Genomic DNA, 23,348 nt, shown 5'->3' on the forward strand with positions numbered 1-23,348 from the left:
CACAGATAATGACTTATAGTATGGCGTTATTCACTTGTAAATCGCTTACCATTTTGGTTTTAAAATAAGAGATGGATTCTTTTAACTGCTCTGATTGGCTAGCTAATTCTTCTGCACTGCTTGCCAACTCTTCACTGGCAGATGCATTTTGCTGTGTAATACCACTAAACTGAAGAATGGCATTGTTTATTTCATTAGCTCCTTTATTCTGTTCTGTACTTCCCGCAGAAATTTCTTCAACCAAATCTGTGCTTTTTTCAACTTTTGGAATGGTAGCCTGAAGCTCGGTGTTGGTTTCTTGGGTTAATTTATAACTTTTCTCAGCAAGACTTACTATCTTATCAGCTGCAGTTTTACTTCTTTCGGCAAGTTTTCGTACTTCAGCTGCTACCACAGAAAAACCTCTCCCTGCTTCTCCTGCGCGTGCTGCTTCAACAGCTGCATTTAATGCCAGTATATTGGTTTGGAAGGCAATATCGTTAATGATTGATATGTTTTCTGAAATAATTTTGCTTGCCTCAGAGGCTTCCTGTGTAATGGCAGATAGTTGCATTATACTATTATTAGCATCGGTTGAGATATTTACAGCGGATTTAGAATTGGCACTATTTTGCTCAATGTTTGCGGCCATTTCTTCCATGGTTGATGATACTTCCTCAATGGATGATGCCTGTTCATTGGCTCCTTCTGATATGGTTTGCGAAGTGCCACTTAATTGCTCACTTGCTGAAGCTATTTGTTCTGATCCAACTATGATTTCTGAAATTACTGTACGGAATTTTTCTATCATTGAATTCATGCTTTGAGATAGGACCCCAATTTCATCCTTTGAAACTACGTTTATAGATACGTCTAAATCACCTTCGGCGACTAATTTTACTTTTTCAACTACCTCAATTATTGGATTGGATATTTTTTTGCCAATAACGAATGATATTAATGTAGCTACAACTAGAATAAGGATTACAGATATTAAAAACGAATATAGAATTCTTCTCATTGCGGCTTTATTTTCTTGTTCTTTGCTTTTGACAATGGTTTGAATTTCATCGATATAGTTTCCTGTTCCTACTACTAAGTTAAATGGTTCGTAGTATTTACTATAACTCCTTTTAGGGAAAGCATCGCCTCCACCTGCTTTAGGAAACCAATAATCCGTATATCCACCACCTTGTATTCCAGCATTAATAATATTTTGAATAAATAGGTTTTTTCGAGCATCTACTGCATTGTATCTATTTTGTCCTTCAGCATCTTTCCCAAGTAATACAATACAGTTGCCATCTTTGTCATCGGCCCAAAAGTAGCCACTTTCACCATACCTAATATCTCTGAGTGTGTTAATGGCAAGTGATTTGGCTTCATCTGCGCTAATTTCTCCCGTTTTGTGCAGGTGATTAAATCTTTCAAACATGGAAATAACAGTTTCAACTTCTTGTTTAACCATTAAATCAAAGTCTTCAAGCAAGGTGTTGGCAATCATTTCAACATCTTTTTTTTGCTTGCTAGTGTTTAAAACGTAAAAAATAATTCCTCCAATTAGCCCCACGAATAAACCACAACTTATAGCTAGTAGTACAATTTTATTAGCAACCTTCTTCATTTTAGTGTGTATTAGTTTCAATTACACTGTTTAAATCAAATTGGCTGCCAAAGTGTGTATGTTGTATGTAGTTAGTGAGTTAGGGTTTGAGTATGAGTGTAGGTAATAAGATAAATACACGATATTTAGTATATATACTAAATATCGTGTATTTAAGATTTGCTAATACCTAGTTTTTTTAGTTTGGAATCCAGAGTAGAGGGGTGAAGTTCTAAAAGCTCAGCAGCTCCACCTGCACCTCTTATTTTCCAGTTAGTATATTTAAGCACTTTTGTTAGGTATGTTTTTTCATGTTCTTCAAGACTAACGATATTATTAGGAATTGATGTTTGTCCTGTTTGCAACCTGAGTTGCGACTTATCAATAACAAGTTTTTCTCCTTCAGATAAAACTAGATATCTTTCAATAATGTTTTCAAGTTCTCTCACATTTCCAGGCCATTGATATTTTAGTAAATGCTCTAAAGATGATGGGGAAATAGAAGATATTGTTTTGCCGTATTTTTTATTGTATTTATTTACAAAGTGGTTTGTTAAAAGTGGAATATCTTCTTTACGTTCTCTTAAAGGCGCAATACTGACTGGGATTACGTTTAAGCGATAAAACAAATCTGCCCTAAATGTTCCTTTTTTCAATTCTGCTTCCAAATTTTTATTAGTAGCTGCAATGATTCTTACATTTACTTTTAAATTCTCAGTCCCGCCAACACGCTGTAGCTCTCCCTCTTGCAATACTCTAAGCAGTTTAGACTGAATTAAAAGAGGAAGTTCGCCTATTTCATCCAAAAAAATAGTTCCTTTATTGGCCAATTCAAATTTTCCGAATTTACGCTCGTTGGCTCCAGTAAATGAACCTTTTTCATGACCAAATAGCTCACTTTCAACTAGGTTTTCGGGAATTGCAGCACAGTTTATTTTAATTATATTTTCTTCCGATCTATTACTTTTGCTGTGTATTTCATTTACAAAGACTTCTTTGCCAGTGCCACTTTCTCCCATTAAAAGTACGGTTGCATCTGATTTGGCAGCCATATGTACCATCTTTATGGTTTGCGTTATAGCTTTAGAGTTACCTATTATTCTGTTGCTTAAGTTATTATTAAGCTCATACTTAAGTTCAGTGTTTTCCTGTTCTAATTTGCTTTTGAGGTTACTTATCTCTTGAAAGGCTATTTCTAATTGGTTGTTTTTATTGACCAAATCACTCATTAAAAGTTCATTCTTACTTTTAAGGTTATATGTGTTAAATGCAGCAATGAGTGTTTGGTGTAAGTCGCTTAATTCCCATGGTTTAAGAAGGTATCTAAAAATATTACCCTGGTTAATAGCTTCCATAACAGTTGAACTATCGTCAAAAGCTGTTAATATAATAATTATGGTTTTGGGGCTTTGTGTTCTAAGTATTTTTGCTAATTCTAACCCAGTTATTTCTGGCATGCGCTGATCAGTAATAACTACTTTATATGCATGTTCTTTAAACATTTGTAAAGCTTCTTTCCCGTTAATAGCTGTGTCTACCTTATACCATTTTGAAAGGGATATTTTCAATGGCAATAAGTTATCTGTTTCGTCATCAACGTATAAAATCCGATCCATGCGTTTATTTTAAAGGTAGTTTAATGATAAATTCAGTGCCATTTTTTAAGGTTGGGTTTAGGTTAATTGTGCCATTATGTTCTTCAATAATGCCGTGAACAATGGCTAAACCTAAACCAGTGCCTTTACCTACATCTTTTGTTGTGAAAAATGGGTCAAATACTTTGGAATGTAAGGGCTTATCAATTCCTGTTCCATTGTCTTTAATAGAAATGTAAACATCATTTTCTCCTTCAAGATATGTCCTGATTGTGATAGTTCCCTTTTCTTTAATAGCCTCAATAGCATTGATTAATAAATTTAAAAATACTTGTCCTAATTTACCGGCAAAACAATTAATAGAAGGGACTTCTTCGTATTTTTCTATCACCTCAATGTTGTTTTTGGTTTTATTATTTAAGATTACCAGAGTTGATTTAATAATTTCGTGTAAATCAGCTTCCACCTTTTTTTCAGAATCTAAACGAGAAAAGGTTCTGAGACCTCTCACAATTTCGGTGGTGCGCGAAACGCCATTACGCATAGATTGAATTAATTCTGGTATGGTTTCAAATATTTCAATGGTATCTTTATTACAGCTATTACATACATTATTTTTAATATTACCTCCAATAGTCTTCGTTATCTCGTTCAAATAAATTTCTAATCCAGTAAGACCGCTATTTATAAAGTTAATTGGGTTGTTAATTTCGTGAGCTATACCGGCAGTTAAAATACCTATTGAAGCCATTTTCTCGGATTGTACAAGTTGTTTTTGTGTTTGTTTTAAAGTGTCAATAGTGTGTTCTAGTTCATCGGTTTTAATTAATAAATCATCATTGGTTGCATTTAATTCAGCATTGCTTTCAATGAGTAATTCGTTTAATTCTTTTACTTTTTTTGTTCGTTGATTTACCAATGATTCTAAATTAGTTTGATGTTTAAGTAATTCGCTTTTTGCTTCCAGTAATTCGCTGTTTTTATCACTTAATTGGTGTTCTACCTTTTTTTGATGAGAAATATCTATGGCAACTCCAATAATTCCTTGTACATTTCCTTTGTGATCTATATGAGGGATTTTGCTAGTTAAAAACCACCCTTTTTGTTCTTTCCATGACCAAGGTTCTTCGTAATTGAGTTTAGCTGTTTTTTGCTTCATTACTTCAAGGTCATCCTTAAAATATAAATCGGCTAATTCCTGATTGTAAAAGTCGGAAACATTTCGGTTTATCATTTGGCTTCTTTCTAGGCCTGCACTATCGGCCATAAACTTATTGACGTATTTAAAATGGTTTTTAGTGTCTTTATAAAAAACCAAACCAGGTATACTGTTGATGATTAAGTGTAATTCGTCAGATAAGGATTTGTATCGTTCTTTACTTTCGATTAGTTTATTTTCTGTGTTTTTTTCATTGGTAATGTCAAATAAAATACCTTCCATAGTAAGGATATTGTTGGAGTTATCTCTAATATATCTTCCCGCTTCGTAAACCCATTTTATTTTATTTCCTACTTTAATTCTGTATTGTATTTTCCAAAAGTCATCTTGGTTAATATTGTGGCGTCTATTTTCAATAACCATTTTCACATCTTGATTATAAATGAAATGATTGTAAAAATCTATATTTTTATTTATAAAATGACTAGCTTTTAAATTACACAATGATTCAATGTTTTCGCTGATATAAATTACTTTATCGTTGTCAATAACATCTACTTGATATACCGTTCCTGGAATGTTAGAGATGATGGATTCCAAGCGCAATTGTTTAAACTCTAATTCTTGTTTAATTCGTTTGGTTTTGTTTAAGGCGAAGGTTAATATAATGATGAAAACAAGAAGTATTAGAATAACGGTAATAATAAAGTTTACTACTTTTCTATATTTTTGAAATACAGAAATAGGTTTATGGAGGATTATACTATTAGTAGGAATTTTACTTTCATCAATATGGTTCTTTATTAATTCAGGATAATCAAAAATGTAATTGTGCGTTGTAGAGTACTGTACGGGGATGCTATCTATAGGGGTGCCCAACAACAGTTGCAATGCTGTGTTAGCTACATCCATTCCATGGGCATATGAGTTTACAACGTATCCTCCTATGATTCCGTTTTCAATACTAAAATCCCACGAAGCATATATCGGTGCGTTGGTATTTTGAGTAATTAGTTTTGTCCCTTCGTCGTATTCATAGGTTTTTCCTAGTGCATCTCTAAAAAAGAAGGTAAGTAATACTACGTCTGATTCTCCTAATTTTTGTAAAGACTTTTTCAACTCTTTTTCGGATATAGTATGTATAATATCGATATATGGAGTGGAATATTTTTTACGAATGTTTTGCAACTCTCTCTGTAAATGAATGCCTGTATGCGTATCGTCAGTAATGGCAAATATTCTTTCGCACTTAGGGTGGAGGGATTTAATTAGCTCTATGTTTCTCTCTAAGTCAGCTATTTCGCTTATTCCAGTAGCATTATATAAGCTATCGTAATCAGCTTTATTAAAGTAGTTAGTTCCGCAAAATGCAATGGGTGTGTGCTTGAAAATACAAGTACGGTTGTTGTAAACAAAGTCCAATGCATTATCATCGCAGGTGATTATTAAATCAAAGGTATCCTTAAGGTATTTGATATTTATAAAGTCAATTAGACCTTGCTGAAATTCATCATCAAAATGATTTTTAGTATCCATATATTCAATGGATAAATTGATGTTGTATGGAGCAAATATATCCTCCACACCTTTCACTATATCATCTGACCATTTATAACCTTTGTGATAAGAGTTTAGAAGCAATACACTTTTGTGGGAAAGTTCGGAAGATATTTCATTTGCGAAAAGATTAGGCATTGTTACAACGAATACCAATATATATCCAAGTAGCCACTTCACGGGATTTTATTTAAAATGATGATTTCCTAAGGTAATATTAAATTGCTATAATCAATAAAATTTGCTTGCTAATTTTAATAAATGATGTATTCTGCTTATTGTATTATAATAGTGAAGTAAATTATTGTAATCTCTTAAAGTTGAAATTTGAATAATACTGACTAAATGTTTTTTAGCTTTATTTATTATTTGTAATTGAATACAATTAAATAGCCTAAAATGCCTAATAACTTAATCGATCTATTGAAAGAAGAGTTTACATATAAATCTAGAACGTAGACTATATAAGTAGAATTTATGGATTTCTACTATTTTCCTGTTTGTTAAACCTATATCCTACTTTAAAATTCAGTCCATACGATTTACTCTTAACTTTCAAAAAGCTATGTTTCTGCATCGATAGTGAGTAATAAGGCTGAAGTTCTAAATTCCATCTTTTATTGAGCTGGTATGCATAACTAATACCAAAATTAAGTTTTGCTAAAGGGTGTATGTTTTCAAAGGCGCCAAGTTCTGTAGTTTGGCTTTTAGGATTCTCTTCAGGGATTCTCATTGAAGAGGTGTATTTTTCCGATAAGTAGAACCTAGCTACAGTTCCTAAGCTAAGAGATATACTATGTTTATTTGCTTCGTACAGTTGATATTTTAACTGTAACGGAATGTCTAAATATTGCCAATCTACTGACCTGAATAAAGTAGAATCTACCGAGTTTTGAACGAAAGTAGAATCATCTACAGTTACCCATTTATAACTTGTATAATCATACGAATGATCACCATAACTGCTACCGTAATTAATTCCTCCAGAAAGGTTTAGTCGTGGACTAATGTTTCCACTGACTCCAATACCAATGGCTTTGTTTAATAAGCTCATTGAGTCTAGATTATTCTCATTGCTAATGTTGGTTAATAAATAAACTGTGTTGGGTCCAGTAAATTTTTGACTAGAATTTTTCTGCTGCTTTAAATCAATTTGTGGCCAGTTTAGTTGAAACTTCCTTTTGGTTTTTTTGTGTTCCTTTTGGGAGCTCTTTGGAGTAATCTCAATTGTATTTAATGTTCCTAATTGAAGCTTGTATTCCTGTTGAATTATTTCTTGGCGTATAGGTAAAGCGGCCAAGGTACTTTCAGCACCTGTGTTTCTTCCAGATGTTGGATGTTGAATTTCAGGCTCAATAAAAATATATTCCTTTTTAATGATGGGTTTGTGTTGGCTTTCGGTAAATAGTATTTTGTTTTTATCTGTTGAATTACTACTAGTTATAGCTGCTTTTTCCTTACTTTCTGCTTGCAATTGTTTTAGTTTATTTACTTCCTTTTTAAGCTCATTTACTTCTTTAGATAAAGCTGCATTAAGCTCTATGTGTTCAGCTGTATCGGAGCTGTTTATTGTGGTGTAATACAGAGTAAGCATGATAATTAAGCCGCAACCAAGTCCGTAAAGCCATGGTTTTAACCATACAGGAGCACTGCTTTGACTACTTAAGCGCGCACTCATCTTCCCCCAAGCTTTTTCGTTAAAAGCAGGTTCATAGCCTTCAAGCTTTCGCTTTAAGCTATCCGTAAATTTATCTTCACCTGGCCTTCCCATAATAATCGTAGTCTTTAATTAATTCACGTAGTTTGTGTTTTGCTCGGGTAAGGTTTGAGCGCGATGTGCTAGCTGTAATTTCTAGTTTTTTCGCAATCTCGTCATGATTATAGCCTTCTAATATGTATAAACTAAATACCATACGGTATTTAGCAGGTAGTTTTTGTAATAAGGCTATAATTTCTTCTGCATCAATAGTATTTAGGTTAAGGTCTACTTGCTCAGGATGGTCAATTTCTTCCAGAACAATGAGTTGATTATTCTTTTCATTGGCCCTGTAATTGTCAATGGCGGTATTTATAATTATGCGTCTAAACCATGGTTTAAAACTATCTCCCTTTGTATGAAGTTCAATTTTGGTAAATAGTTTATAAAAGGCATCATTACAAACTTCTTCGGCTTGTGTGTACGATGAAGTGTAGCGCAAAGCAATACTCATGGTATAACCATAGTATAAACCATAAAGATGCTCCTGGGCTTTTCTGTTACCCTTGGAGCATCTCTTTAATAGTTTTTCAGTATTTGCTATGTCTTTCGACGTTTGAATGATAATAGGTTTTAGGCTTGTTTAATTAATCTCTTCTATTTCTTCAATTTTAATACCGAGTACAATGTTTTTTTGTGTGAATTCGCAATCACTTACATTTTTAATATCCTGCAAAGGTATATATTGTAGCTTTACTTTTAGCTTATCATTTAATTTAGGTGTGTAATTAACTTCATCATTTATTTCGTCAAACACATAATTAAATGTAGAATCTTGATGTGATCTTTCTAACCATAGGTTTTTCCAAGCTCCAATTTGGTTGCAAGGTGTTTCTTTAACGGTTAGTGTTTCAAAATAATAATGTATAACTGGTTCTGTTGGCTTATCATCTTTAATCGGTATATTCTTAAAAATAATATGGTTATCAGTTTGCGCATGGTTGATGACATCAAAATACAAATTGTCTTCTTTTAATAGTGAAGTTGGAATTTTTAGTTTATCTAAACTAATATGTAAGGAATCCTGTATGGTAGAAGTTCCATTGTCATCATCTGTTAAATGAGAGATACTTATTTTTAATGTTTTTTTATCTCCTTCCTCTATGATTTTCTCATCCCAATGAACAGAAAATTCATGACCTTTTTCTCCCCCTGTGTACGAGAAGTTTAAAAATAAATGGTTGTAATGCATCCCTGCACTCAAAATGGTAAAAGGTGCTCCATTAGTTGCTAAATCCGAGGCAGACGTACTGGCGTACTTCAATTCCGATTTTAGTTCTGATTCATCAATTATTGTTTCAGAATCCTTGTTGCAGGCTAATGTTGCAACCATAATAGCTAAGCTTGTTAAAAATAAATTGAACTTCATAACTTCATGTTTTTGTTTAATGTACCCCCCTAAACGAGTGAATAAGCAAAAGTGCTGCGTGGAATTTATTTTTATTTCAAAATTAGTTCAACTTTTTCGTATTTGTATTTATAATTTGCTGCAACCATAGTGCTTTTATACCTTTAAGGCCAGATAATAATTATTACCTATCAACAAAAAATAGAATAATGAAGAGTAGCTATTTGTATGTATTAGGATGTGTTATGTTATTGAGTGCTTGTAATTCCCCAAAGCAAGTAGATACAAAATACACCGCATCCATCCCTAATGTAAAGGAGAAAGTAGAAGAGTTTACCAAGTTTGAACTGAATGCTGATATTTCAATTTTATCCGATAACCAAAAGAAAATGTTGCCTTTGTTATTTGATGCAGCTCAAATAATGGACGATTTATTCTGGAAACAAGCCTGGGGTGATAAAGCTTCTTTGTTTTCGAAAGTGGAAGATGAGTATATTAAACAGTACTTGAAAATCAATTATGGTCCTTGGGAGCGATTAAACGGGAATAATTCTTTTATCAAAGGTATTGGAGAAAAGCCTGCTGGGGCCCAGTTTTACCCTGCTGATATGACCAAAGAAGAGTTTGATGCTTTAGAAGATGATAGCAAAAATGGTTTGTACACCATAATTGTTCGCGATAATCAAGGGAAACTAAAGGTTGTGCCTTATCATGTAGCTTACGCCGAGGAATTGAGCAAAGTAGCCAGCTTATTAAATAAAGCAGCTGCTTTAGCTGATGATGCAGGCTTTAAGGATTACTTGCAAAAAAGAGCAGTGGCCTTGATGGATGGAGAATACTTTGAAAGTGATTTGGCTTGGATGAGCATGAAAAGTAATAAAATTGACTTTGTAGTGGGGCCTATCGAAAACTATGAAGATGCACTTTATGGTGCCAAAACGAGTTTTGAGGCGTACATCCTGATTAAAGATTTAGAGTGGTCTGAGAAGCTGACGCACTTTGCATCATTATTGCCTGAATTACAAAAAGGGTTGCCTGTGGATGCCAAATATAAAGCTGAGGTTCCTGGTAGCGATTCTGATTTAGGTGCCTATGATGTGGTGTATTATGGAGGAGATTGTAATGCGGGTAGTAAAACCATAGCTATCAATTTGCCTAACGATCCTAAAGTGCATTTGCAAAAAGGTAGTCGTAAATTACAATTGAAAAACTCCATGCGTGCTAAATTCGATAAAATATTGATGCCTATTAGTGAACTGTTAATTGTTGAAGAGCAACAAGAGCATGTTAGTTTTGATGCCTTTTTTCAGAATACCATGTTTCATGAAGTGGCGCATGGTTTAGGTGTTAAAAATACTTTGGATGGAACAGGAACTGTGCGTGAAGCCTTAAAAGAAACTTCTACAGCCATTGAAGAAGGTAAGGCCGATATTTTAGGTTTATACATGGTGGATATGCTTACGCAGATGAATGAGCTTGGCGAGGATCAGGTTTTAATGGACAACTATGTGACCTTTATGGCAGGTTTATTTCGTTCTATTCGCTTTGGGGCTTCAAGCTCGCACGGAAAAGCCAATATGATTCGCTTCAATTATTTTAAGGAAAAACAAGCCTTCACAAAAGATGAGTCAGGTAAGTATAAGGTTGACTTTGATAAAATGCGTGAGGCTATGATTGACCTTTCTGGAGAGATACTTGTAATGCAAGGAGATGGAGACTATGCCAAAGCCCAAAAAATGATTAAAGAAATGGGGTTTATTCAGCCAGAACTGCAAGCTGATTTAGATAAGATTGCAGCAGCAGGAATACCACGCGATATTGTATTTGAGCAAGGAGCACATATGTTAGGGTTGTAAGTTTTTTATTTAAATATAATGTAGAATCCTTTAGCGACATTCGTTGTTAAAGGATTTTGTATATTTGTGGATTCGCTAATTGGATAATTAACCATGCAACCAGAAACCATGAAAAAAATACTACTCGACATTATTTTTATCGTAATTGCTGCAGCTACCTTAGTTGCGCTTAATCAATATGGCCTTTTCGAAAAATACATAGGGTTTGCTCTTATTCCTATTTTAATAGCTTATTACTTGGGGCAATATGTTGCTAAAAAGCATCATAGCTAACAAGTCATACTTTTTTTATATATTGCGCAAAAATTAGTCAACCTATATTGAAATCCCTAAAGGATGAGAATTCTTCTCATTATACTACCGCTATTTACTTGAGTGGGTAGAATCCTTTTATTATTTAAGGTTGCCTAATGTTTTTTACAAAACCTTATCAAGCAATTATCGCAACACGTCATGAAAAATTTAAAACTAGTTTTTATTGGACTGTTGGTTTCCAGTGCATGTATTTTATCGGGGCAAAATACATCGGATTCCATACAAGTTCAAAAAAAGATGAGTACCATCTTTATGCAGGAAGGCAAAAGGTTAACGCCTAAACAACTGCTGCAAATTACAAAAGTTAATACCGAAGCGTATGAATTAATGAAGTTGGCAAAATCAAATTATAATGCGGGGGCTGTATTTGGATTTGCTGGTGGAGCTTTAATAGGTTGGCCTTTGGGCACAGCTCTTGGTGGGGGCGATCCTAACTGGGTATTAGCTGGCATCGGGGCTGGATTTGTATTGATTTCAATTCCATTTTCTGTGGCATATACCAAACATGCCACAAAGGCCGTAAGCATATATAACGACGGTATTGCCAATGCTGAATCGCGCAAAGTCGATTTTAATGTAGGGTTAACTAGCGTTGGTGTTGGATTAACCATGACATTTTAAAACATAATTACTATGAGTTTTAAATTGTCAAAAAAGGCAACAATACTATTGTTGCTGTTATCGTCATTAAATATTGATGCGCAAATTCCTCATCAATTTAAATCATTATTGTGTGATGTTGATACAACTGGTTTAGTATTTAAACCTGATGTTAAACCTCATTTTAAAGGAGGTTATAGTGGTTTAGTAAATTATTATACACATAATTTTAGGTATCCTGAAAAGGCAAGATATTATGGCATTGAGGGAGATGTTAAGGTACTTTTTGTAGTAGAAAAGGATGGGCATTTAACGAGTATTAAAGCGACGAATAAAGTGAACAAGGAGCTAGAAGAATTTGCTGTAGAGTTTATAAAAAATATGCCTAGGTGGGTACCAGGGGAAAAGAATGATAGTATTGTGCGTGTGTTAAATGTTAAAACGGTTAGTTTTAAGTTGAGACACTAAGTAATATCTTTATAATACTAAAATAATTTAGTATTGTAATTTGCACGTTAGTAGTCGGTTACTGTGGTTTTAAAATAGACCTCAAAAAATCACTTGAATTAAGTTTGTAATTATAGCGTAGGGTATTGAAAAATTACATATTTTTGCGCAATTTTTCATTCGAACGACTATGGCAAATATAATTAACGAAGTTTCAAGAACCTTTAATGAGTATCTCATTATTCCAGGTTTAACAACCAAAGAACATACCCCTGACAAGGTAGATTTAAAGACTCCGCTTGTGAAGTATAAAAAGGGTGAAGAAGCTAAAATCTCTTTAAATGTTCCGTTTGTGTCATCTATTATGCAATCGGTTTCCGATAGCGGTATGGCAAAAGCATTGGCAAAAGAAGGTGGGCTTTCATTTATTTTTGGTTCGCAGTCGATTGAGGAGCAATGTAAAATGGTTAAGCTGGTTAAGAATTACAAAGCTGGATTTGTTGAAAGCCGTGCAAACTTAACTCCTGAGCATACCTTAAGAGATGTAATTGAGTTAAAAGCCAAAACGGGTTTTTCTACTATCGGTATAACTGAAGATGGAACAGCAACAGGTGTTTTTAAAGGCTTAGTTACAGGTAGAGATTATCGTCCGAGTAGAGATGATCATAATACAAAGGTGAAAGATTTTATGACACCTTTAAAAGGTCTAATTTACGCCAAAAGTGGAGTTTCTTTAAAAGAGGCCAACGATATAATTTGGGAGCATAAATTAAACACGCTTCCTGTTCTGGATGAGGATGGAAATTTGCTTTATTTTGTTTTCCGTAAAGATTATGATAGTCATAAGGAAAATCCATACGAATTATTAGACAATCAAAAGCGTTTATTGGTTGGAGCTGGCATTAACAGCCGCGATTTCCAAGAACGTGTACCTGCTTTAGTTGAAGCTGGCGTTGATGTACTATGTATCGATTCTTCAGATGGTTTCTCAGAATGGCAAAAAGATACCATTCAATATATCAAAGAGAAAATTAGCAGCGATGTTTTAGTTGGAGCTGGTAATGTTGTAGATAAAGATGGTTTTCTATATTTAGCTGAAGCTGGTGCTGACTTTGTAAAAGTTGGTGTTGGTGGTGGTTCTATTTGTATTACACGTGAGCAAAAAGGTATTGGTCGTGGCCAAGCTACTGCTTTAATTGAAGTAGCTGCAGCTAGAGATGAATACTTTGAAAAAACAGGTGTTTATATTCCAATTTGTTCTGATGGTGGTATCGTTCAAGATTACCATATGACCTTAGCTTTAGCTATGGGAGCAGATTTCTTGATGATGGGTCGTTACTTTGCTCGTTTTGATGAGAGTCCTACTCGTAAGTTATTAGTAGGTGGAAACTACGTAAAAGAGTACTGGGGTGAAGGTTCAAATAGAGCTAGAAACTGGCAGCGCTACGATATGGGAGGAAACAACAGCCTTAAATTCGAAGAAGGTGTAGATAGTTATGTACCGTATGCAGGCAAGTTAAAAGATAACTTAGATATGACGGTGGGTAAAATTAAATCAACCATGTGTAGTTGTGGAGTGGCTTCTTTAAAGGAGATGCAAGCAGATGCTAAACTTACTTTAGTATCTTCAACAAGTATTATTGAAGGTGGTGCACATGATGTTATCGTAAAAGAAACGAAGAATTAGGTAACTAATTAATTCTTATAAAATATAACGTCCTACTTGATTATTCAGGTAGGACGTTTTTTGTTGGGGTATTGTGAGCTAGGATAGGGTAATATTGTGTAGGTGTTCCTGATTAATAATGGTTTAATTGTATTTTATGTAAGTGTATATTAAACTATACTGTTATCAATAGGGATAAAAACAATATTATGACAAAATCAATTATTTTAAGTATTCTACTTGTTGTCTCCATGAATCTGTGGGCGACAAATAAACCTAAATCAGACAATGCAATTCCTCAGCCAGCCAAGTTATTTGTAGAGCTGCCGGATTATTGTCCAACGCCAGATGCATTTGCTATTGCGCCCGATGGTAGTTTGACTTTATCGTGTCCAAATTTTGCAGATAGAACAAAGCCTGGAGTTTTAATGAAAATTACTAATGATGGTAAAATATATAAGCTTGCAGAGTTAAAAGGTGTAAAAGAAGGAAGTAAAGCCAATCCGATGGGTTTAGCCTATGCTCCAGATGGTAGTTTATACGTGTGTGATCCGCAAGGCAAAAATGGTAGGATATTACGCTTAACATTTAAAAATGATGAACTTCAAAAAACGGAAGTGGTGGCAAAGGGTATGAGTAATCCCAATGGAATACGTTATTATCAAGGCGCTATATATGTGACTCAGCCTAAGTTAGAAAAGTTTAAAACAGAAAAGCTGACGAGCGGAGTGTATCGATTTTTGGCAACAGACCGAGATGTTCAGGTAAATAATGATAGTACAGATACTAATCTTATTTTTATTTCTCAAACGCAAAATTCCGATCGTCAGTTTGGCATAGATGGTTTGGTGTTCAATAAAAAAGGTCGATTGTTTGTAGCTGATTTTGGTGATTCAAATATATATCAGTTGACACTAAATAAAGATGGTAAAGTAATTAACCAAGAGTTATATGTAGATTTACCCAATACTACTGGTATTGATGGAATGGCCATAGATAAAAAAGGAAATTTGTATTTGGCTGGGTTTTCTCAAAACCAAATACTTCAAGTGGATAAAAAAAGAAGAACAACTATTCTTGCTCAATATCCAGATAATGATGGTTCTAATGGGCAGATTGATCAACCTGCAGACTTGATTGTATATGGCAATAAGCTCGTAATTTCTAATTTTGATTTGATGGTACAAAAAGGAATGATTAACTCAGGTCATAGTAAACCTTATACTATTTCGTATATCGATTTATAAAATAAACCTCTTCAAAGGGGAAAAAGTATACGAGTTAAACAAAAATGTATTGGGATGTATTAAACTGTTTGTGCGATATTTGTTGTGTAATATTTCAGAAAGAAAAAAGAAAAACACATGCAACACTTCTCAACACTCTCTGCATTCTTAAAATATGCTGGACAGCCTGCTCCAGAGCATCCTCAATTGTATGTTCTGGATTTGGCAGCCAATCAAACAGAGATGGAGTGTTCGCGTAAAAGCAGTCCTCCTATCACTGGCGATATTTATAATATATCGCTCAAGAAAGTAACCCAGGGAAGTGCACATTACGGTCGCACTAAATACGACTTTCAAAAAGGAGTAATGGTTTTTACTCCGCCTCGTCAGATTGTACAGTGGAATAATGTTTCTATTGCACCAAGTGGTTTCTCTATTTATTTTCACGAAGACTATATTAAGGGTTATGATTTAGCCAGAAAAATTAAGCAGTTTGCCTTTTTTGATTATGCTACTTATGAGGCTTTGCACCTTTCTCCCAAAGAAGAGGGCATACTAACGTCTATTTTTAAAACCATTGAAACGGAGTATTACAACAATCAGGATGATTTTAGTAAGGATATTATCATAAGCCATCTAGAAGCATTGCTGAGTTATTGCGAACGTTTTTATAAAAGACAATTTATCAACAGAAAAGAGTTGAATTCAGAACTGTTTTTTAGATTAAAGACGGTGTTGATGGATTACTTACAAAGTGGAAGTTTTGAAGTAAATGGAATCCCTAAAGTTGAATGGATTGCGGATAAGCTAGAAGTAAGCCAGCGCTATTTAAATGATAGCTTAAAAGTGGAAACAGGAAAAACCACTATAGAACAAATTAACCTGTTTTTAATGGATGAAGCCAAAACTATGCTGTTGAATAAATACTCCATTTCAGAAACGGCTTATAAATTGGGCTTTGAATATCCACAATATTTTTCTCGATTATTCAAGAAAAAAGTAGGCTTAACCCCTTCGGAATATATACATCAGAATATTTCAAATTAATTACCACTTAACAAAAACACTTATGAAAACGATTTTTATGACCGGTACATCAACCGGTTTAGGGCGATCGTCTGCCCTATTATTTGCAGAAAAAGGATGGAAAGTAATTGCAACTATGCGTAATCCAGACAAAGAAACGGAGCTTGGAAATCATCCTAATATTACTTTAATGGCTTTGGATGTAACCGATGTTGAACAGATAAAACAAGTGGCGAAAAACACCATAGCCATGGGTAAAGTAGATGTGGTTTTTAATAATGCAGGTTATGGTTTAGCAGGACCGTTTGAAGGTGCTTCGGATGAGCAGATGATGCAGAATATCAATACTAACTTATTTGGTGTTATGCGAGTGACAAAGGCTTTTTTGCCTCATTTTAGAGAGAATAAAGGCGGTTTGTTTATTACAACTACCTCTATTGGAGGTAGTTTGGCCTTACCTTTTAATTCAATATACCATGCTACAAAATTTGCTCTTGAAGGGTGGAGTGAAAGTATGGATCTAGAATTAAAGAAGTTTGGCATTGGAATTAAAACAGTAGCGCCTGGAGGAATTAAAACGGATTTTGCAGGGCGTTCATTAGTATTGGCAGAACATGAAGCATATAAGGAAATGTTGGATAAGGTAGTTGCTGTTTTTATGGATCCAGAGCGTGCTCAAATGCAATCTACACCTGATCAAATTGCAGCCGTGGTTTATGAAGCAGCAACAGACAATAAAGACCAATTGCGTTATTATGCAGGGGATGATGCTAAAGCTATGTTTGCCAGAAAACAGGAGTTGGGTTATCAGGCATTTAGAGATGAGCTAGATGCTACATTTTTTGGAGAATAAACTTAGTTTTGTAAATGAAGAAAGGCCGCATCGAAGCGGTCTTTTTTGTTTTAAGAAATATATTAAGTGAGTTAGTGATAGATGAATTATATGCCGTAATGAACTGATTTGATTATGTGGATGTTATGTTTATACACCATAATAACATGTAGTAAAATGAAAGCAAAATATAATATAGATGAGGATAAAGCATTATTGTTTGAGGTGTTTTATGGGGATATCAATTTAGCGGACTTGGAGGATATCGTTCGTCATCAGATGCAAAACCCTGCCTTTAATGATGTGAAGAAGGTAATTTCAGATACACGAGGAGCTAATGTAATTATAAGTGCTCATCAATTAAATGATTATGTAAATGGATTAAAAGAATACCTCTCGAAGGTAAAAATAAGATGGGCTATAATTGTTGATGATCCCAGAACAGCTGCACTTTCTATATTAATTAAAAAGGATTCCTTTTTTAAGAATAGGGTAGAGGTGTTTAGTACCTTTGAGGCGGCTGTACATTGTTTGCAACTTGCATTAAGTCAGTATGAAGTGGAGCAATTTGAGTATACTCCTGTAGAATAAAAAAAGCTGCACGATGGCAGCTTATAATATTTTATAATAGATGTAAAGTTATTACCTAATTCTATCCATTGATCTCACTAAAGCTTCGTCTTTACCAATAGCTCTTAGTGCTAAAAAGTTTAAGATTGCCCCAACAATAGGAAATACCATACTTAATTTGTACGAAATAATTGTAGTGCCTAACTCCTTATTGGCAACTGTTCCAAAATAATATGCCAAAGCTGTAACGCCAATTAATAATCCAATATTAGCCGAACAAAGTCTTATTTGGATCATTCTCTTTTTAAATAAAAGAATAGAAGCGAGTGAAACTAAAGGTGTAAGAACTAATAATATAGTTAGTGCCGTGGTGGCTATGCTTTTTGTTGTTTCTGATGGTTCAACTGCATTAATACCCTTGAAGTTTAAAATATATTCTACTTCGGCCATAAATGTAATTTGTGGTGTGAAAAACATCGATGCCCCAAAGGCAAAGGCTAGTAATAAGTAAATGGTTTGTATTCGCTGTATCATGTTTATTTTTTTTTGCCAAAAATATAAAGAAAATTGTAAGGATTACGACTTTTGGGGACTAATTAAAGAAATACAAAGTTGTTGTTACACTAATTATATAATATGGGTATGAAAAATATATTATTAATTGCTATGCTATCCGGTTTTGTGATAGCTTGTTCTTCATCTGAGGATCCTAAGCCTGATAAGGATGGAGATGTTGGAGGAGGTGGTGATAATACGGAATTGGTGGCTGCCGAAACATATTTCACAAATAACCTGAAGTCCTTAATTTCGAACAATTGCGTTTCGTGTCATTCAAATTATCATTCCGGAGGATCGAAAAATTACAGTGTTTTTACCAATGCTAAAAATGCAGCATCGGGCATGTATGGTCAAGTAAATGCAGGAACAATGCCTAAGGGGGCAGCAAAGCTATCGCAAAGCGACATTGATAAGTTTAAAGAGTTTTTAGATTTGGTAAATGCCATACCATAGGTTATAGCAAAGCCAGAACAAATTAACATGTTCTGGCTTTGTGTTAATTCGTAGCTGTTTTATTTAAAAGCCACATTTTCTACGGCGTAAGTTACTTTCCAAGTGTCTTCCCACTTGTTCCAATATAAGGTCCAATTACCTTCTTCCGTTAATATTTTACCATCTTTAAATTTACCAGTTACATTAAATTTTTGTGTTACCATTGCTTTCTTTGGGTTCATCATATGTATAATTTCATTATCGATACTAACCTTGTATGTTTTTAATGATGCGATATTTTTAGCTTGTAGTTCCTTTAAATCTTTTAAAGTAAATACTTTTTCGCCATTAATTACCATTTTAAATGTTCCATTATCAGCAAAATAACTCTGAAATTTGTCTAGTTCTCCTAGGTTATAATACTCTACCATGTCTGACATGATTTTTTCAACTTCGGGTTTAGCCATTTCGCACTTATGGGTAAACATGGCCTTTTTTGCTTTTTTTTGTGAATAAGTAAAATGGCTATTTAATTCAAATGCTTTGTTAAAGTGCTCTTTGGCTTTTTTGTATTCTTTTTGAGCCATAAAATAATCGCCTTTTGAATCGTAAGGGTTGGCTCTGTTTGGTGCTAGTTCAATATATTTATCAAATGCGACTTTTGCTTCATCCATTTTATTTTTTTTCATTAAAATATAGCCTTTCATATTATTGGCCGGAGCAAAATCAGAATGAAGGTCTAGAGTTGAATTAATGGATGCTAGTGCTTTGTCAGTATGGCCGTATCTGTTTAAATGATAGGCAAGCATTAAATGAGTAAAAGCTACTTTAGGATAAGCTTTTACTAAATCCGAATAATGTTTAAGGACGGTTTCTTCATCACCTTTGTAGTTAATAACTATTTGCTGTAAAATCTTTTCTCCTTTGTTTAGTTTTCCATCAAAATCACTCACAAGTTGAATATACTTTTCGCGCTCTTCTTTATCTTCGTTATAGGTGAGTAAATAGTGTCCCATAAAAAACGAGGCATCTTTCTCTAAAGCTTGTTTTGCAAATTCACGTCCTTCAAACCATTCGCTATTGGTGTATGCATCCATAGCCTTTTGGTATAGTTGTTTGGCTTCTTTCGATTTAGTACTTGCAGGTAAATATAAATTCTGAGCAACAGCAGAAAAAGAAAAGCTAGCCATTATAAAGGCTACCGAAATCAACCTAATTAATCTTTTTGTAGTTTCCATCTTTAAGTTATTAATGAGCGTATTAACTTAATATAGTGATAAATTAACGCTAAGTCAATGCTTGAGTCGATTAAATAGGATGATATTGTCTTTTTATTTAAGAAATCAGATTTGTTAGGCTATCTGCTTTTGTTTTTCTAAAAATAAATTACCTTGCTTTTAAATTAGTATTTCAAATTATGGACCGTAGAATAGAAGAGTCAGAATTAATCATAAATAAGGATGGGAGTGTGTTTCATCTGCACCTAAAACCAGGCGAAATTGCCGATAATATAATTTTAGTGGGTGATCCTGGTAGGGTAAAAACGGTGGCTTCTTTTTTTGATGACGTAGAGTTAGAGCATAGCAATAGAGAGTTTGTAAGTATTACTGGAAAATATAAAGGTCAGCGCATGTCGGTTGTGGCAACTGGTATTGGTACCGATAATATTGATATAGTAGTAAATGAACTGGATGCGTTAGTAAATGTTGACTTTAAGAGCCGAACCGTTAATAAGGAGCTTAAAAAACTAAATTTAGTTAGGATAGGAACATCCGGATCATTACAAAAAGATTTGCCTGTTGATAGTTGTTTGCTTAGTGATAAAGCCATTGGTTTTGATGGTTTGTTGAATTTTTATGCAGGTAGAAACGAAGTGGTTGATATAGCCTTTGAAGAAAGTTTTAGAAAAGAGCTTGATTGGAATCCGTTGCTTACTGCCCCATACGTGGTGGATGCTTCTGATGAGTTGATAAAAAAGCTTTCGGTTAATGGGTTTAATCAGGGAGTTACTATATCTGCACCTGGTTTTTATGGACCTCAAGGAAGGGTGATACGTTTGGGTATTCAAGATGAGGATATTAACGAAAAAATCAGTAAATTTAAACATGAGCAGCACAGAATAACTAACTATGAGATGGAATGTTCTGCTATTTATGGCTTGTCAAAATTACTAGGGCATAACGCAGCTTGTGTGTGTGCCATTATTGCCAACCGAAAAGCGGGAGAATACAGTAAAGATTATAAACCAGTGATCAAAGATTTGATAAAGAAAGTGCTGGATAGTTTAGTTTAATTAAAAACATTCGCCATGGATAAATCAAAAGTACATGCTTTAATTACTTTGTTAGATGATCCGAGTGAAGTTGTTTTTAACTCAGTGGAAGAGGAGCTTTTAAAAGAAGAGGTTGAGGTAGTAATTGAGTTGGAAAAGGCTTGGGAAGAATCTCGCGATGATAATTTTCAACGTAGGCTCGAGAATATAATACATACGCTTCAACTGAAGGATGTAAAGAGCCTTATGGCTAAATGGGTAAACGAAGGAGGTAAGGATTTATTCTATGGTTCGTTCTTGGTAGCAAAATACCAATACCCCGATTTAAATTTTGAGGATTTAAATAATAAGATTAATGTGCTTAGGCGCGATATATGGCTGGAGTTAAATGATCACTTAACCTCATTGGAAAAGGTTCGCATCATTAATCATGTGATGTTTGATATGCATCAATATGTTAGGAATAGCAGTAATTTTTTTGCTCCTCAAAATTCGTATATAAGCGAAGTGGTGGATAGTAAAAAAGGAAATCCCATTTCATTATCAATTATTTATTCGGTGGTGGCTCAACGGCTTGGATTACCTATTTATGGGGTAAACCTGCCTAAAAATTTTATTCTATGTTATATCGATGAAAATATCAATTTAAAATCTTCAGATCCACATGCTGATAATGTGATGTTTTATATCAACCCTGTTAATAAAGGAGCTATTCTAGGACGGAAAGAGATAGAGTATTTTATCAAACAACAAAAGCTTAATAATATACATTCATATTTTAATCCATGCAGTAATTTAGATATCATTAAGCGAGTGTTATATAATCTTTCGTACGCCTACGAAAACCAAGGTAATGAATTGAAAAAGGATGAAATTAAAGTATTGCTCAATTTGTTTGAATGATATTTTAATTAGTTATGAGATAAAAGCTTTAGTAATGCATTAAAAGCAAAAGGCGATTGGTAAACACACTGATCGCTTTTTTTTATACGGCAGAAGACGAACAACTGAATTATTTCATAAGTTAAATTGTGATGTGTTTATATATTTACAACTTCTAAAAACTAAGAGATAACAAAATGAATATATTAAAAGATTTGAAGCCAACGGTAGTTTGGGACTACTTTGAGCAAATTTGTCAGGTGCCTAGACCATCAAAGAAAGAAGAAAAGATAATTGCCTTTCTAATTGCTTTTGCAGAAGAAAAGGGTTTAAGTTATAAGCAGGATGAAATTGGAAATATTCTAATTTCTAAACCAGCCACCAATGGGTGTGAAGATATAAAGTCTGTTTTATTGCAATCTCATATTGATATGGTTTGTGAAAAACATGCTCACATAAAGCATAACTTTGAGAAAGATCCGATTATCCCGCAGATTGATGGAGAATGGGTGAAAGCTACAGGAACTACATTGGGTGCAGATGATGGTATTGGTGTGGCAGCTCAGTTGGCTTTGTTAGCAAGTAGCGACATTACTCATGGAGATATTGAGTGTTTGTTTACTGTTGATGAAGAAACGGGCTTAACAGGCGCATTTAACTTAAAGGATGGCTTTTTTGAAAGTGAGATTCTGCTTAATTTAGATTCGGAAGATGATGGCGAGCTATTTATAGGTTGTGCTGGAGGTATAGATTCTGTGGCTACCTTTAATATAGAAACTAAAGATACTCCAGAAGGATACTTTGCCTTTAAGATGGAAATTTCTGGATTAAAAGGAGGACATTCTGGCGACGATATTGATAAAGGGCTGGGGAATGCCAATAAAATATTAAATCGTTTTTTGTGGCAAGCTACTCGTACCTATGGATTGGAACTTCATAGTATTAAAGGAGGTAATTTAAGAAATGCCATTGCTCGTGAGGCATCAGCAGTAGCTGTTGTTCCTTCTTCTCAAAAAGAACCTATCAGAGTGGCGTTTAATATATATTACGATGAATTGTGCACTGAACTTGAATCTACAGAGCCAGGGTTAAAAATGCACTTAGAGTCGTGTGATACGCCTAAAACGGTTTTTACTAATGAATTTCAAACTGCGTTGTTAAATGCAATTTATGCGTGTCCGCATGGTGTAATTGAAATGAGCAGAAAAATTGAAGGATTGGTTGAAACTTCTACCAATTTAGCAGCCATCAAACAGGAAGGTGAGCAATTAATTATAACAACGAGTCAGCGTAGTTCAGTAGAGACTGCTAAGCATGATATTGCGGCAATGGTACGTAGTGTTTTTGAATTGGCTGGGGCCGAAGTTGAGCATGGTGATGGTTATCCAGGTTGGGCACCTAATACAGATTCTGAAATTTTAAAAATTACTAGAGATTCATATGAGCGACTATTTAATCAGAAACCTTTGGTAAGAGCTATTCATGCAGGCCTAGAGTGTGGTTTATTCTTAGAAAAATATCCATCATTGGATATGATATCTTTCGGACCAACCATCAGAAGAGCACATTCGCCAGATGAAATGATAAATATTGAAACCGTAAATAAGTTTTGGCTACATCTATTAGATGTCTTAGCTAATATACCAGTAAAGTAAAGTCATATAGATAA

General features: G+C 34.1%; 21 protein-coding genes. 13 read left to right on the plus strand and 8 right to left on the minus strand.

Annotated features, from left to right (window positions below):
- Positions 1-13: 13 nt before the first annotated feature.
- The 6 genes from A8L32_RS00535 to A8L32_RS00560 form a co-directional block, all read right to left on the minus strand.
- The gene (locus A8L32_RS00535) at positions 14-1,603 is read right to left on the minus strand and encodes a methyl-accepting chemotaxis protein (RefSeq protein ID WP_075589748.1); all 1,590 of its coding nucleotides are present in this window, start codon (positions 1,601-1,603) and stop codon (positions 14-16) included.
- A gap of 152 nt (positions 1,604-1,755) precedes the next feature.
- Entirely contained in the window at positions 1,756-3,198 is a 1,443-nt protein-coding gene (locus A8L32_RS00540; RefSeq protein WP_075589749.1) for a sigma-54-dependent transcriptional regulator, read from the minus strand.
- Positions 3,199-3,202: 4 nt separating this feature from the next.
- Positions 3,203-6,073, minus strand: a complete 2,871-nt coding sequence (locus A8L32_RS00545) for an ABC transporter substrate binding protein (protein WP_143524970.1) — start codon at positions 6,071-6,073, stop codon at positions 3,203-3,205.
- Positions 6,074-6,368: 295 nt separating this feature from the next.
- The gene (locus A8L32_RS00550; protein ID WP_075589751.1) at positions 6,369-7,664 is read right to left on the minus strand and encodes a porin family protein; all 1,296 of its coding nucleotides are present in this window, start codon (positions 7,662-7,664) and stop codon (positions 6,369-6,371) included.
- Positions 7,648-8,217, minus strand: coding sequence for an RNA polymerase sigma factor (locus A8L32_RS00555; RefSeq protein ID WP_083631119.1), 570 nt, complete (start codon positions 8,215-8,217; stop codon positions 7,648-7,650). Before A8L32_RS00555 ends, A8L32_RS00550 begins: the two co-directional genes overlap by 17 nt.
- A gap of 15 nt (positions 8,218-8,232) precedes the next feature.
- On the minus strand, positions 8,233-9,018 hold the full coding sequence (locus tag A8L32_RS00560; protein WP_075589753.1) for a hypothetical protein: 786 nt from the start codon (positions 9,016-9,018) through the stop codon (positions 8,233-8,235).
- Between the two features lie 188 nt (positions 9,019-9,206).
- Here A8L32_RS00560 and A8L32_RS00565 point away from each other — a divergent pair, with 188 nt between their 5' ends.
- From A8L32_RS00565 to A8L32_RS00605, 9 genes are all read left to right on the plus strand, one after another.
- Complete coding sequence (locus A8L32_RS00565; RefSeq protein ID WP_075589754.1) at positions 9,207-10,853, plus strand: dipeptidyl-peptidase 3 family protein; 1,647 nt, start codon at positions 9,207-9,209, stop codon at positions 10,851-10,853.
- Positions 10,854-10,961: 108 nt separating this feature from the next.
- Positions 10,962-11,126 (plus strand): hypothetical protein, encoded by a 165-nt coding sequence (locus A8L32_RS23465; RefSeq protein ID WP_158027182.1) that lies wholly within the window; start codon positions 10,962-10,964, stop codon positions 11,124-11,126.
- Positions 11,127-11,306: 180 nt separating this feature from the next.
- Positions 11,307-11,789, plus strand: a complete 483-nt coding sequence (locus A8L32_RS00575) for a hypothetical protein (RefSeq protein WP_075589756.1) — start codon at positions 11,307-11,309, stop codon at positions 11,787-11,789.
- 12 nt (positions 11,790-11,801) lie between these two features.
- Positions 11,802-12,236, plus strand: coding sequence for an energy transducer TonB (locus A8L32_RS00580; protein WP_075589757.1), 435 nt, complete (start codon positions 11,802-11,804; stop codon positions 12,234-12,236).
- A gap of 169 nt (positions 12,237-12,405) precedes the next feature.
- The gene (locus tag A8L32_RS00585) at positions 12,406-13,902 is read left to right on the plus strand and encodes an IMP dehydrogenase (RefSeq protein WP_075589758.1); all 1,497 of its coding nucleotides are present in this window, start codon (positions 12,406-12,408) and stop codon (positions 13,900-13,902) included.
- Positions 13,903-14,090: 188 nt separating this feature from the next.
- Positions 14,091-15,128: an SMP-30/gluconolactonase/LRE family protein gene (locus A8L32_RS00590; protein WP_075589759.1), complete on the plus strand. Its 1,038-nt coding sequence runs from the start codon at positions 14,091-14,093 to the stop codon at positions 15,126-15,128.
- A gap of 117 nt (positions 15,129-15,245) precedes the next feature.
- Positions 15,246-16,154 (plus strand): helix-turn-helix domain-containing protein, encoded by a 909-nt coding sequence (locus A8L32_RS00595; RefSeq protein WP_075589760.1) that lies wholly within the window; start codon positions 15,246-15,248, stop codon positions 16,152-16,154.
- Positions 16,155-16,176: 22 nt separating this feature from the next.
- Positions 16,177-16,986: an SDR family oxidoreductase gene (locus A8L32_RS00600; protein ID WP_075589761.1), complete on the plus strand. Its 810-nt coding sequence runs from the start codon at positions 16,177-16,179 to the stop codon at positions 16,984-16,986.
- Between the two features lie 156 nt (positions 16,987-17,142).
- Positions 17,143-17,556 (plus strand): hypothetical protein, encoded by a 414-nt coding sequence (locus tag A8L32_RS00605; protein WP_075589762.1) that lies wholly within the window; start codon positions 17,143-17,145, stop codon positions 17,554-17,556.
- Between the two features lie 51 nt (positions 17,557-17,607).
- Here A8L32_RS00605 and A8L32_RS00610 read toward each other — a convergent pair whose 3' ends face one another.
- On the minus strand, positions 17,608-18,069 hold the full coding sequence (locus A8L32_RS00610; protein WP_075589763.1) for a DUF4293 domain-containing protein: 462 nt from the start codon (positions 18,067-18,069) through the stop codon (positions 17,608-17,610).
- 108 nt (positions 18,070-18,177) lie between these two features.
- Between A8L32_RS00610 and A8L32_RS00615 the strand changes: the two genes are divergently transcribed.
- Complete coding sequence (locus A8L32_RS00615) at positions 18,178-18,546, plus strand: cytochrome c (RefSeq protein WP_143524972.1); 369 nt, start codon at positions 18,178-18,180, stop codon at positions 18,544-18,546.
- Positions 18,547-18,605: 59 nt separating this feature from the next.
- On the opposite strand, the gene A8L32_RS00620 is transcribed toward A8L32_RS00615, so the two are convergent.
- Positions 18,606-19,763, minus strand: coding sequence for a tetratricopeptide repeat protein (locus A8L32_RS00620; protein WP_075589765.1), 1,158 nt, complete (start codon positions 19,761-19,763; stop codon positions 18,606-18,608).
- Positions 19,764-19,942: 179 nt separating this feature from the next.
- Between A8L32_RS00620 and A8L32_RS00625 the strand changes: the two genes are divergently transcribed.
- The 3 genes from A8L32_RS00625 to A8L32_RS00635 all read left to right on the plus strand — a co-directional run bounded on the left by A8L32_RS00625 (position 19,943) and on the right by A8L32_RS00635 (position 23,334).
- On the plus strand, positions 19,943-20,818 hold the full coding sequence (locus tag A8L32_RS00625) for a nucleoside phosphorylase (RefSeq protein WP_075589766.1): 876 nt from the start codon (positions 19,943-19,945) through the stop codon (positions 20,816-20,818).
- 15 nt (positions 20,819-20,833) lie between these two features.
- Positions 20,834-21,700: a transglutaminase-like domain-containing protein gene (locus A8L32_RS00630; protein WP_075589767.1), complete on the plus strand. Its 867-nt coding sequence runs from the start codon at positions 20,834-20,836 to the stop codon at positions 21,698-21,700.
- A 176-nt stretch (positions 21,701-21,876) separates the two neighbouring features.
- Positions 21,877-23,334 (plus strand): aminoacyl-histidine dipeptidase, encoded by a 1,458-nt coding sequence (locus A8L32_RS00635; protein ID WP_075589768.1) that lies wholly within the window; start codon positions 21,877-21,879, stop codon positions 23,332-23,334.
- Positions 23,335-23,348 lie beyond the last annotated feature (14 nt).

It is taken from the genome of Labilibacter marinus (assembly GCF_001659685.2).
Taxonomy (GTDB): Bacteria; Bacteroidota; Bacteroidia; order Bacteroidales; family Marinilabiliaceae; genus Saccharicrinis; species Saccharicrinis marinus.